Genomic DNA, 12,334 nt, shown 5'->3' on the forward strand with positions numbered 1-12,334 from the left:
GTCAGCCGCGCACGGACGCGCGCGCCGGTTGGACCTCGTTGCGCAGCACGACGGTGCGCGCGGGCTGGTCATCGCCGTTGATGCGCTCGAGCAGCATCTTCGCCGCCGTCACTCCCATGTGCCTCGCCGGCAGTCGCACGACGGTGACGGCGGTCGGGGTGAGGGTCGTGAAGGGCAGCGAGCCGACGACGGCGACGCCGATCTTGGGCGGGGTGAGTCCGTGCTCGGTCAGCACCTGGATGGCACCGACCCCGAGCAGGTTGTTGCCCGCGACCACGGCGTCCGGCGGATCCGGAAGAGCGAGCAGCTCCTCCATGACCTCGCGCCCCCCGTCGACGCGGAACGTGGAGTACCTCAGCAGCTCGTCGGGATCGGCGTCGGGGAAGTGGCGCGCCAGGACGGCGCGCCAACCCTGCGCGCGCTCATACGCGGTCTCGATGTGCTGCGGGCCGGTGATGCAGGCGATCCGCCGGTAGCCGGCCTGCACCAGATTCTCGGTGGCCGCCTGCCCGGCGGTGCGGTTCGCCATGACCACACCGTCGATGTCGTAGCCCGTCCCCCGGTCGACGGCCACGACCGGGCGGCCGGTGGCCATGAGCTCGTCGAGATTCGTGTGATCGGATGCCGCCGCCAGGATCACGCCGGCCATGTGCTCGGAGATCGCGATCTGGAGGTAGATGGCCTCCTTCTCCATCTGTGCGTCGGTGTTGCACAGCACCACCGAGTAGCCGGCCTGGGAGGCGACATCCTCCACTCCGCGCGCCATCTCGGTGAAGTAGGGGTTCTCGATGTCGGGGATCACCAGGGCGATCACCTCGGACGCCTGCCTGCGGAGCGTACGCGCCGTGCGATTCGGTGTGAACTTCAGCTGGCGGGCCGCGTCGCGCACCGCGAGCGTCTTCTCGTCCGACACCCCCATGCCGTTGAAGACGCGGGAGACCGTCGCCGGCGACACGCCGGCGAGCTTGGCGACCTCGTAGATGGTGGCCACGGCACCCCGCTTCCCCTGCACCGACCCGCGTTGACATGCCGGTGTGCCCACCATACAGTGTTGAAATCGATTCCAGAATATCCGCCATCCGATCGCACCATCGCGCCCCCTCGGGCGCACCGACACGAGGACGTGCCGACCGATGAACGCACCCCAGTCCCCCTCCTCCGCCCTCACGTCGATCGCCTCGCTGCGGTCGGTGCAGACGCGGTCCATCTCGCCCGAGAACTTCGACGGCTCCGCCGGCGGGGGCGGTCGCGCGACCGAGGGCACGGGAGCGACCTGCGCCCGCGACCTCGGTCCGGGATGGAAGATCTCCCCCAGCGTCGACATCAGGGCCGGCGAGACCTTCGACCTCGCGAACATCGACGGTCCCGGCCGGATCACCCACATCTGGATCACGACGCACACCGACAACTGGCGCACGCTCCTGCTGCGCGCCTACTGGGACGGCGCCGAGGAACCGGCCGTCGAGGTGCCGTACGGCGACTTCTTCTGCAACGGCTGGGGCGCGTTCGCCCAGGTGAACTCAGCGACGATCGCTGCCAACCCTCACGGCGGCTTCAACTCCTACTGGCCCATGCCTTTCCGCGACGGCGCACGACTCACTGTCGAGAACACGTCGGTCGTCGACGTCCGCGTGTACTACCAGGTCACCTACGAGATCGGCGGCGACTACTCGGCCGACGGGTACTTCCACGCGCAGTGGCGCCGGTCGAACCCGCTGGAGGAGCTCGTCCCCCACACGATCCTGGAGGGCATCGAGGGCCAGGGCCAGTACGTCGGCACCTATATCGCGTGGGGCGTCAACTCCAACGGCTGGTGGGGTGAGGGCGAGATGAAGTTCTACCTCGACGACGACACCGACTACCCGACGATCTGCGGCACCGGCACCGAGGACTACTTCGGCGGCGCCTGGAACTTCGACATCCCCGGCAAGGGCTACACGGAGTTCTCCACGCCCTACCTCGGCATGCCGCAGGTGATCCGCCCTGACGGCCTCTACGTCAGCCAGCAGCGCTTCGGCATGTACCGCTGGCACCTGCCGGATCCGATCCACTTCTCGCGCGGCATCCCCAAGGTCGACATCCAGGCGCTCGGGTGGCGCAGCGGGTGGCGATACCTTCCGCTGCGCGACGACATCGCCTCGACCGCGATGTTCTATCTCGACCGGCCCACTGCTCGCCGGCCCCGCACGCCGACCGCCGACGACCTGGAGGTGCACCTAGGCACCGCGCCGGTGCCCGACATCGGTGCGACGCCGCCGCGCGCACCACAGGACTGAGACGGCGCGCGCCGGCGTCAGTTGATGATCTGGCCGCGCTCGTCCGCGCGAAGCGCAGCGAGACGCTCGTGCCAGGTCTGCAGCGCCTCGGGCGTCAGCCTCGTCCAGTCCGTGACCTCACCGACGACCCGAAGCGCCGCGTCGCTCCGGTACGAGCGCGTGGGGTTGCCGGGGAACTTCTTATCGGTCACGTTCGGATCGTTCTCGAACGGCCCGGTCGGCTCGACGGCGTAGACGCGCGGCTGGCCGTCTCCGGCCGCAAGCTCAGCCGCCAGCCCCGCACCATCGCGCAGAGCGGTGAAATAGATGTGGTTCATGATCACTTCGGGCCGGTAGTTCGACCGGAAGCCCGGCGTCAGCAGGTCGCCGACCTGGAGGTCGGCCTTCGTGCCGTGGTAGAACGGCCCTTCGTCCAGTGCGTCGCTCACCGCGACAGCCTAGGCGCCCGGCATCCGTGAACGGAACCCGTGCCGAGATCGCCGGACCGCCGTGCGGAAGGACCGGCTCGCGGGCTGATTGACTGGCAGCATGGTGCACCCTCGAGCGACCGCTGCTGATCCCACTGCCGACGCCGAGGTGGCGGTGCGCGCGGCGTCGGCCGGCGCCGCCGTTGCGCGGGCGCGCTACGCCACCGGAAGCCGGCGTACCGCCGATCGAGGTCTGGACTTCACCACGGAAGCCGACGTCGAGACGGAGCGCGCCATCCGTGACGTGCTCGCCGAGCTGCGGCCGGGCGATGCGATCGTCGGCGAGGAGCTCGGATCCAGCGGCGACGGGCGCCGCCGGTGGCTGGTCGATCCGATCTGCGGCACCCTCAACTTCGCTGCCGGCGTGCCTCTGTTCGCCGTGAACGTCGCGTTGGACGTCGATGACGTCACCGCCGCCGCGGCGGTCGCCGATCCCGCCGCCGGCGACGTGTTCTGGACGGACGGCGCGGCCGCCTGGCACCGTCCCGAGACGACCGCCCCCGATACCGGCGTCGACCGCCGCCTGCAACCGACGTCGTCGTCCCGGCTGGTCACGGTGAACCTGGAGTCGAGCTATCCGGATGACAGCGGCATCCGCCTGCTGTCGGACGAAGTCTTCCGCGCCCGGTTCAGCCCCCGCTTCCTGTCGACCACGCTGGCTCTCGCGTGGGTCGCGACCGGCCAGCAGGCCGGCTACGTCACCGCGGGCGACCTGCGGGGCAGTGTGCACTGGACGGCCGGGATCGCGCTGTGCCGGGCGGCGGGCGCGGTCGTCACCAACCTCGCCGGCGGCGAGCTGCACACGGGCCACCACGGTCTGATCGCCGCTGCGGACGCCGGGACGCACGCCTTCCTGCTGGACCGCCTGCACGCGGGCGGCTAGCCCCCGATCCCGGTGCCGCAACCAGCTTCGTCGAGATCTCGTGCGAAGCGCAGGTTCGGACGGTCGGCCAATACACGGCGGGCCCAGGTCTCGACCTCCCGGGCCACTTCCTCCGCAGTCAAGGGATCCGTGTCGATGATGCGCGCATCCCACCGGGGATCGCCCTTCGTCCAGGCAGCCCACCGCTCCCATTGCATCGCCGTTGAGCTCTCGGTGCGGATCACCTCTGGGCTGTGTGTGGGATCCAGGGTGTGGCGGTGGAACCACTCGCCGAACCTGACGTGGTGGACGAGCGTGTGCTCGGGCTCACCACGCGCTCTCAATCGAGCACGACGCACCTCTGGTGAGCAGTGGAGCACGCAGACGGCGATCCCGTCGAGCTGATCCGCCGAGGGTGCAGCCAACAGTTCACCCATGGGCACCTGGCCACACAGCAGCAGATGATGGCCGGCTCGTTGCCCGGCCACGGCCCGTTGCACCCAGTGCTCGATGGCGGCATGCCGCCACGCAGTGTCGGCGTCCGCAGGCACCCCGATGGAATCGAACTCGACGCAATCGAGGCGGCTCGGCCAGTCGACGGCTTTCACGGCATCGAGCGCGGTCGACTTGCCGGCCCCACTGGCGCCCGTCAACGACAGCAGCATCCCTCGTACTCCTCCCCGCCGCTTCCACCCGGCGCCCCGGATCGCGCCCGCCACCCATCCCGAAGGAATCGGACGGCGGGCGCGACATCACGACGCTAGGGCTTGCCCGGCTTCCCGGGCTTGTCGGGCTTGCCGGGCTTGTCTGGGAACTCCGGCCGCGGCGGACGCGGGTCGTAGTGGACGGCGGTGAGCGTCAGCGCGCAACCGTCGCACGAGGTGAGGATCGCACGGTCGCCGCTCGCCGTCGTCGTCACCACCAACTGCGAATCGGCGCGCGACGCGTCTCGGCGGACCATGGCTGCGAACGACAGCTCGAGCGTCTCACCCGCCGGGATGTCACCCACCCACCGCAGCGTCGTCCCGTCGAGCACCGGGGTGCCGATCGACGACGCCAGGGACGCGGCATCCAACGTCGCATCATCGACGAGTCCCGCGAGGTCCACGGCGAGCGCGACGCCCTCGGCGGTGGCGCTGTCGGTCGACGCGGTGACCGTGTAGGTCACGACGTCGTCACGCACGACCTTCGTCCCGGCAGCGGGGTCGGAGCTCACGGAGACCGAGAGCCCCGGCAGCTGCTCTTTCGCCTTCACGAGCGAGAGGTCGTCGAACTGCACCCAGCGGTCGCCGTTCAGATGCGTGCCGACGAACGCCTGCACCTGTGTGCGATCGCCGCTGTGGAAGGTCACCGAGTACCGCGTGTACGCGCCGACCGCATCGAACGCGGTCTCGCCGATGGTCGCTCCGCCGGCGCCGAGCTCACGGACGCCGAGGGCTCCCTGGGCGGGCGTGCCGCCGGTCACCACGAAACCGGTGAGGGTGTAGGTGGTGTTCGGCTCGACCGCGACGTCCTGGTGCACATCGATCCAGCCGGCGTTGAAGCGCATCCACGCCTGCTTCGTGCCGCCGTAGGCCCACGTGTGGTTGATGTCGATGCCGCAGTTGCCCGTGCAGGCCCACGGCGCAGGCATCGAGCCGTCGACCGCGCGCTCGAAACCGGGGTCCTGGATCAGGTTCGGGTTCACGACGGTGCCGTTCTCATCGATCTCGGCGCGCAGCAGGTAGGTGTTGTACGGCTCCCACTGCGACAGCGAGAAGTAGAGGTCGCCGTCCTCCGACCACGGATGCATGTAGCCGCCGTAGAGTCCCGGGAAGTCGGCGAAGCTCGCGAGTCGCTGCCGATCGCTCCACGGGCCCTCGGGCGAGGGCGAGGTGCGCAGCACGAGATCGAGGTTCTCGTCGAGGTACGTCATGAGCCAGCCGCCGGTGTGCTCGCTGTACTGCACCGACAGCTCTGCGACGTTCGGCGGCACGATCGCGACGGCGGCGGTGTCGTCGCCGAGCACCCATGTCGACCCGTTCCAGTACGAGTAGGCCGATTTGTCGAGCAGCTGCGTCTCGGGCACCCGCGCGACGTGCGCGGCGCCGAAGCGGCCGTTGGGCGTGCCGAACATGTAGACATAGCCGTCGTGGCGCTCGAAGGCGACCATCTGGAACGGATGCTGTCCGTCAGGCGTGTTCGTCCACTGCGGGCCGTCCGTCGAGTTCCATGTCTCGCCGTTGTCGTCCGAATAGGCGATGCGGCTGTAGTTCGTGTCCCACGCACCGGGCGCGCCCCACTGCCGTACCGACATGAACGCCAGATACTGCCGCGACCCGACGGCGATGCCCGCGGTGGGGATCGTGGTGATCTCCTGACCGTTGATCTTCAGCGACGGGATCAGCTCGCCGGCGTGGCCGGGGGCGTCCTCGACCGCCGAATCGAAGGTCATGCCGTCGGAGAGGTCGGTGTCGGAGCTGCGCAGCAGCACGTTGGAGCGCCAGTCGCCGCCGCCTCCGCCGGGTCCGGTCCAGTCGCCGAACGTGTCGCCGAACGCGGTGAGGATCTGGCCCTGGCCGTTGTCCCACATGATCCCGAGATCGGTGCCCGTCACCCGCCAGGCGGTGTCGGTCGCGCTCGTCGACTTCGGACCTGTCATCTTGCCGATGACCACGGCCGGCGAGTGATCGGCGAAGGCCGACGCCGCGGCGATCTCGTCCATCGGCGATGGTGCCGGGGCTTGAGCCGCCGTCGCACCGCCAGAGGCGACGAGCCCGATGACCAGCGTGCCGGCGGCGGCGATGACGGCGGTGTTCGTTCGTAGTCGTCGCATCTTCGCGACCCCTTTCCACAGATGCGGTCGGCCTACTTGAGACCGGCCATCTTGATGTTGCCGATGATCTGGCGCTGGAAAACGAGGAACAGGATGATCACCGGCGCCGCGGCGAGGACCGATCCTGCGATGAGCAGCCCGAGCTCGGTGCTGCGCTCCGAGCGGAAGGTCGCCAGGTACTGCTGCACCACGAACTGGTCGGGCGTGGTGATCGTCATGATCGGCCACACGTAGGAATTCCAGTACGCGAGGAAGGCGGTGATGCCCATCACCACGAATGGGGGCTTCGACAGCGGCAGGAACAGCTTCGTGAAGATCCGCATCCGCCCGCAGCCGTCGAGCATGGCGGCCTCTTCGAGACTGGACGGGATGCTCAGGTAGAACTGCCGGATGAAGAAGATCATCCCGGCGCTGGCGGCACCCGGGATCACGAGCACCGCCAGGGTGTCGAGCATCTGAAGGTTGGTCACGACGATGAAGCTCGTGAGGAGGATGGTCATGCCGGGGATGAACATCGTGGTGATGACGACGACCCAGAGAGTCCGCTTGAACCGGAAGTCCAGCCGGGCGAACGCGTACGCCGCGAGCGAGTTGACCGTGAGAGCGAGCAGTGTGAACAGCACGGCGCCGAGGAAGGTCCACAGCATCGTGCGGGTGAACGTGGGATCGGCGAGGATCTGGGCGTAGTTCTCCCAGCGCCACACCTCGGGGAAGAACTGGAAGGGCGTCTCGATCACTTCGGTCTTCGACTTGAAGCCGGCGATCACCATCCAGGCCAGGGGGAACAGCGCGGCGGCGACGAAGACGATCCCGACGATCGCCTTGCCGATCGCGTAGAACCACCACGTCAGGTCTCGGTGCGGACGCCGCTGGACGACCGGCGCCGCGACGGCGGCTTGCTGAACGGCGGCCACGTCAGTCCACCAGCCTCTCGGAATTGACGAAACGGAACACCAGCGCCGACACCGTGCCCAGCACCACGAACAGCAGCAGCGCCGCCGCGATCGAGTAGCCGACGTTGATGTCGTTGCGGAAGTGGTTGAAGATGAACAGGTTCGGCAGGGTCGTCGAGTTGAGCGGCCCGCCGCCCGTCATGACGAGCGGCAGCTCGAACTGCTGGATCGCAGCGACGAACCCGGTGATGAGCAGGTACAGGAAGACGTTCTTCATCTGCGGCAGCGTGATGTACCGCGTCTTCTCCCACCAGTCGGCGCCCTCCATCGCCGCCGCCTCGTAGTACTCGGTCGGGATGTCGATCATCGCCGCCACCATGATCAGCGAGGTGAGGCCGATCCCCAGCCAGATGGCGGGGATCGCGATGGCCAGCAGCGCCCACGCCGGGTCGCCGATCCAGGCGATGGGGTCGATGCCGAACCCGCCGAGCATCGCGTTGAGGATGCCGCCCGAGTAGTTGTAGATCAGCACGAAGATGATCGAGGTGATGACCGCCGAGATGATCGTCGGGATGTAGATGCTCACCTTCAGCAGGCCCGCGAACCAGCGCGACACGCTGACGACGAGGCTCGAGAAGAAGAACGCGAGGATCAGCATCGGCGGCACCGTCATCGCCACGAAGACGAACCCGCGGCCGATCGACTCCCAGAACAGCGGGTCGCTCAGGACGTTGGTGTAGTTGCGCCATCCGACGAACTCGGGGTCCTTGTAGAAGCTCCAGTCCTGGAACGAGAGGTATCCGGCGTAGACCGCCGGCCAGACCACGAAGATCCCGAGGAGGACCAGCGCCGGAAGGATGAGCAGGTAGGCGATCCTTCCGTCGCGGTACCGGAATCTGTTGTGACGGTGCTTGTCGTGCCGGCGACCGGGGAGCACCATCGTCTCCGTCTCGGTCATCATCGTCTGCGTCGCGGTCATTTCCTCACCTCGCTGTGGGCCGGGGCACAGGTCCGGGGGTCGATGGCATCGACCCCCGGATCCGATCCTTCGCTAGGACGTCGGCGCCTTGCTGGGCAGATCGTCGCGCTGGATCACCGTGTTGATGGCATCCTCCGCCGTCTTGATGGCGTCGTCCGGCGAGGCCGCGCCCTTCATCACCGACTCCATCGCGGTGCCGACGGCGAGAGACACGTCCCAGGGGTAGGTGGGCTCGGGGATCGCGCTCGGCACGATGTCGTTCATCACGATCGACGACCACGGTGCGGCCGCGCTGGCCTCGTCGGCCGAGACCGCCTCCTGCACCGACTCGCGCACCGGCACCTTGGTGAACTGCGTGTCCACGAAGAACGGGACGAGAAGCTCGGGGTCGCCCGCGAGCGCCCACGTGAGGAAGTCGGCCGCCGCCTGCGCGTTCTTGGACTTGGCGTCGATGACCCAGCGGAAGTTGCCGAGCGTCGTCGCACCGCGACCGTCGGCGTCGGCTGAGTTCGGGAACGCGCCGATCCCCGTCTTGGGCAGCACATCCGCGTAGTCGGAGCCGATCTCCGACATCATCCACGATCCCGACACCTTGAAGGCGACCTTCTCCTCGCCGAAGTCCTTACCTCCGACGTAGACGTCGAGCGCCTGCTGGGCCATGTATCCCTCGTCCCACAGCGTCTTGTAGTTCTCCATGAGCTGCCGGTAGCCGTCGTCGTCGATGTCGGGCGCGGTCCAATCCTCGTTGAGCGCGGTGTGACCGGCGAAGTTGTACTGCTGACCGACGGACGACCACGCGAAGGTCACGGCGTCGCTCGCCGGCGAGATGCAGTACTGCCCGTCCGCCAGGGTCGGCTTGATCGCCGCGCACATGTCGAACAGCTCGTCCCACGTGGTCGGACCGGTCTCCGGATCCAGCCCGGCCGCCGACAGCAGGTCCTTGTTCCAGAACAGCACCGTCTGCGGCTCCAGCAGGAGCGGATACGCGTAGTACTTGCCGTCGAGCTGCGAGATGGGCTGCGCCGGCTCGATGATCTCGTCGAGCTTGTCCTGAGGAACGAGGTCGTTGAGCTCGTGGAGCTGCCCGGCGTTGACGGCATCCGTGATGCTGGCGGAGAAGGTGTAGATGTCGGGGGCCTTCCCCGCCGCCTGCGCCGACTTCATCTTCTGGTCCCAGGCATCGGCCGGCACCTCCGTGTCGACCACCTTGATCTCGTCCTGGGATTCGTTGAACTGCTTCACGATGCCGGCGTACCAGTCGTTCTCGACCGGGGTGAAGGTGCGGTGCCAGAACTGGATCGTCGCCACGCCGTCGTCGCCGTTGTCGCCGCCGCCGGCGCTGCAGCCGGCGAGCGCCATACCTGCGGTTGCCGCGGCCGCCACGGCCAGCAAGAGCCTGCTGTTTCTCTTGTGCATTCGTCCCTCCTCAGGAACACGACTCTTCGGTGAGTCGCAGCTGTGGCCGGTCAGGGGAGCCCGGTCGGACCGATCGAGCGGTGGCCGCCGGCTTGCGCGGATCGCCACTGATCTCGTCTCGGGTCAGGCTAGACGAAATCGATTTCACACGCAACGGGCGCGGGGGCTGATTCTGCGAGAACATGCCACCCTCCGTCTCGCCGGATGCGCCGATTCGGGCGTCGGGGGCGTGAAATCACGGTCTCGGGCGTTCGATCACCAATCGAGGTCGTTGTATCGATTTCACAACCGCCCGTCACGGGCACTCACCTCGAGGCGATGAATCCGATATCGATTTCACTCCGCACATCGTTCGCCGCGAAGCCTTCGAAGGCCGCCCGCGCGACGGCGTCAGTCGTCCGCGGACTGCTCGCGGTCCTCGCGCGTAGGCGCGATCGGCGTGCGGGGGCGCCAGACGACGACCTCCGTGGCCCGTCGCACCCGGGTGCCGTGCCGCAGGGTCACGACGTTGCCGGTCGAGCCGGCGGCGAAGACCCGGGCGCCCGGCCGCTTCTCGAGCTCGGCGCGCATGCGGTCTTCGAGGTCGCGCACGCGCCCGTGCAGCTCCTGCACGCGATTCTCGAGCTCGAGGATCCTCACGATGGCGGGCAGCCCGATGCCGTCCGCCGACATCCGCGCGACCTCGCGGAGCTGCTCGACGTGCCGCAGCGAGTAGCGCCGCGAACCGCCCTGGGTGCGGGCGGGCACGACGAGGCCCAGCCGGTCGTACTGGCGGAGCGTCTGCGGGTGCATGCCCGACAGCTCCGCGGCGACGGCGATCGCGAAGATCGGAGCGTCCTCGTCGATGTCGTGCGGCTCAACCATGTCGATCACCCCGATTCCGGTCGTCGAGCGAGCGTGCGAGGCGAAAGGCCCGGAACCGACGACGCGCGCCGCCCCGAGGCGCTCCGTCTCGCTCGTTCCTCACTCGCTCGACGACCGTCATCTCGTCTAGCCCCGCGCTTTCGCCATCATGTCGGCGCGCGGGTTCTCCTTCGGCTCGAGGCTCTGGAAGCGCTCGAGCGCCTCGCGCGCGGCGTCGTCCAGGTGCGACGGCACAGCGACCTGCACCTCGGCCAAGAGATCGCCGGTGCCCTTCGAGGTCTCGACGCCGCGACCCTTCACCCGCAGCACGCGGCCGGACGGCGTGCCGGGCGCGACGCGCAGCCGAACCGGGTCGCCGCCGAGCGTCGGCACCTCGATGGTGGCGCCGAGCGCTGCCTCGGTGAACGTCACCGGCACGGTCACGCGCAGGTTGAGGCCGTCGCGTGTGAACACCGGATGCGGCCGCACCGCGACCTGCACGACGATGTCGCCGTTCTCCCCGCCGTCGGGCGAAGGGCGCCCGCGACCGCGCAGCCGGATCTTCTGTCCATCGGACACCCCTGCCGGGATCTTCACCTTGAAGGGCTTGCCGTCCTCACCCTGCAGCGTGATGGTCTCGCCCTTGGTGGCGGTCACGAAGTCGATCGTCGTGCGCGCCGTGACGTCGGCGCCGCGCGTCGGTCCCCCGTAGCCCCGGAAGCCGCCCGTCGACTGCCCGAACCGGCCGGAGCCGAAGCCCGCGCCCTGCTGCTGGTTGAACATGGCGAAGATGTCGTCGAAGTCCTCGGCATTCTGGTATCGCGCGCCGCGACCCTGGTTGAACATCGAGAAGACGTCTTCGAAACCGCCGGCTCCGCCCTGGCCACCCGCGGTGAAACGAGCACCCGAGCCCATCGCACGGATCTGGTCGTACTCCTTGCGCTGCTCCGCGTCGGAGAGCACCGAGTACGCCTCGCTGACCTCCTTGAACTTCGCCTCGGCGGCGGCGTCACCCTGATTGGAGTCTGGGTGGTACTTCCGCGCGAGCTTGCGGTACGTCTTCTTGAGGTCAGCCTCGCTGACGTCCTTGGAGACGCCGAGCACCGAGTAGAAGTCCTTGTCGAACCAGTCCTGACTGGCCATGGTGCTCCTTCGGGCTAGTCGGCGGGAACCGCGACGACGACCTTCGCCGGGCGCAGCTCCACCGAGCCGAGGCGGTAGCCGGTCTCGACGACCTCCAGGATCGTCGCCTCGGTCGCGCCGGGCGTCGGCACCTGGAAGATCGCCTCGTGCTGCTGCGGGTCGAAAGCCTCGCCCGCGGCGCCGTAGGTCGACAGGCCCATGCGCTCGGCGACGCCACGCAGCTTCTCGGCGATGGCGGCGAATGGGGAACCCTCTTCGAGGTCGCCGTGCTTCTCCGCGCGGTCGAGGTCGTCCAGCACCGGGAGGAGGCCCTTGGCGACCGCGCCCTGGGCGCGCTCGATCTCGACCTCTCGCTGCTCCTCGGTGCGACGACGGTAGTTGGCGTACTCCGCCTGCAGTCGCTTGAGGTCGTTCAGCAGCGCCGACTCGAGGTCGGCGAGCACGGCGTCCTCCGCGGCGGCGTCGGCGTTCTGCGCCGACCCGAGGATGTCGTCGACCGTGAGCTCATCGCTCTGGGCGGCTTCGTCCGCGGGCGCCTCGGCGCTGTCATCCTGGCCCTCCTGCGGGTCGGACCCGGAAGCCTGCGCTTCCGGGTCCTCGCCACCGGGGACCTCGTTCTCGAAGTCCTTGTCGGCCATGG

The 12,334-nt window shown here is 68.5% G+C and carries 12 protein-coding genes; 2 read left to right on the plus strand and 10 right to left on the minus strand.

Going from position 1 to position 12,334, the window contains the following annotated elements; translation table 11 throughout:
* Position 1: 1 nt before the first annotated feature.
* Positions 2-991 (minus strand): LacI family DNA-binding transcriptional regulator, encoded by a 990-nt coding sequence (locus tag ACI3KY_RS08800; protein WP_404929797.1) that lies wholly within the window; start codon positions 989-991, stop codon positions 2-4.
* Between the two features lie 142 nt (positions 992-1,133).
* On the opposite strand from ACI3KY_RS08800, the gene ACI3KY_RS08805 reads away from it, so the two are divergent.
* A complete protein-coding gene (locus tag ACI3KY_RS08805; RefSeq protein ID WP_404929798.1) occupies positions 1,134-2,276 on the plus strand; it encodes a glycoside hydrolase family 172 protein in 1,143 nt (380 codons plus the stop codon).
* 17 nt (positions 2,277-2,293) lie between these two features.
* Here the strand turns inward: ACI3KY_RS08805 and arr are convergent, their stop codons facing one another.
* Positions 2,294-2,704 (minus strand): NAD(+)--rifampin ADP-ribosyltransferase, encoded by a 411-nt coding sequence (arr, locus tag ACI3KY_RS08810; RefSeq protein ID WP_404929799.1) that lies wholly within the window; start codon positions 2,702-2,704, stop codon positions 2,294-2,296.
* Positions 2,705-2,804: 100 nt separating this feature from the next.
* Between arr and ACI3KY_RS08815 the strand changes: the two genes are divergently transcribed.
* The gene (locus tag ACI3KY_RS08815) at positions 2,805-3,626 is read left to right on the plus strand and encodes an inositol monophosphatase family protein (protein ID WP_404929800.1); all 822 of its coding nucleotides are present in this window, start codon (positions 2,805-2,807) and stop codon (positions 3,624-3,626) included.
* Here the strand turns inward: ACI3KY_RS08815 and ACI3KY_RS08820 are convergent.
* The 8 genes from ACI3KY_RS08820 to ACI3KY_RS08855 form a co-directional block, all read right to left on the minus strand.
* Positions 3,623-4,270: a hypothetical protein gene (locus ACI3KY_RS08820; RefSeq protein ID WP_404929801.1), complete on the minus strand. Its 648-nt coding sequence runs from the start codon at positions 4,268-4,270 to the stop codon at positions 3,623-3,625. The two genes, ACI3KY_RS08815 and ACI3KY_RS08820, sit on opposite strands and share 4 nt — an antisense overlap.
* A 95-nt stretch (positions 4,271-4,365) precedes the next feature.
* Positions 4,366-6,420 (minus strand): DUF4185 domain-containing protein, encoded by a 2,055-nt coding sequence (locus ACI3KY_RS08825; protein WP_404929802.1) that lies wholly within the window; start codon positions 6,418-6,420, stop codon positions 4,366-4,368.
* Between the two features lie 32 nt (positions 6,421-6,452).
* Positions 6,453-7,334, minus strand: coding sequence for a carbohydrate ABC transporter permease (locus tag ACI3KY_RS08830; protein ID WP_404929803.1), 882 nt, complete (start codon positions 7,332-7,334; stop codon positions 6,453-6,455).
* 1 nt (position 7,335) lies between these two features.
* Positions 7,336-8,292, minus strand: coding sequence for a carbohydrate ABC transporter permease (locus tag ACI3KY_RS08835; protein ID WP_404929804.1), 957 nt, complete (start codon positions 8,290-8,292; stop codon positions 7,336-7,338).
* 72 nt (positions 8,293-8,364) lie between these two features.
* Positions 8,365-9,708: an extracellular solute-binding protein gene (locus ACI3KY_RS08840; RefSeq protein WP_404929805.1), complete on the minus strand. Its 1,344-nt coding sequence runs from the start codon at positions 9,706-9,708 to the stop codon at positions 8,365-8,367.
* A 390-nt stretch (positions 9,709-10,098) separates the two neighbouring features.
* Positions 10,099-10,572 (minus strand): heat shock protein transcriptional repressor HspR, encoded by a 474-nt coding sequence (locus ACI3KY_RS08845; RefSeq protein ID WP_404929806.1) that lies wholly within the window; start codon positions 10,570-10,572, stop codon positions 10,099-10,101.
* A 126-nt stretch (positions 10,573-10,698) separates the two neighbouring features.
* A complete protein-coding gene (locus ACI3KY_RS08850; RefSeq protein WP_404929807.1) occupies positions 10,699-11,694 on the minus strand; it encodes a DnaJ C-terminal domain-containing protein in 996 nt (331 codons plus the stop codon).
* 14 nt (positions 11,695-11,708) lie between these two features.
* Entirely contained in the window at positions 11,709-12,332 is a 624-nt protein-coding gene (locus ACI3KY_RS08855) for a nucleotide exchange factor GrpE (protein WP_404929808.1), read from the minus strand.
* Positions 12,333-12,334 lie beyond the last annotated feature (2 nt).

It is taken from the genome of Microbacterium sp. ZW T2_14 (assembly GCF_044987405.1).
GTDB lineage: Bacteria > Actinomycetota > Actinomycetes > Actinomycetales > Microbacteriaceae > Microbacterium.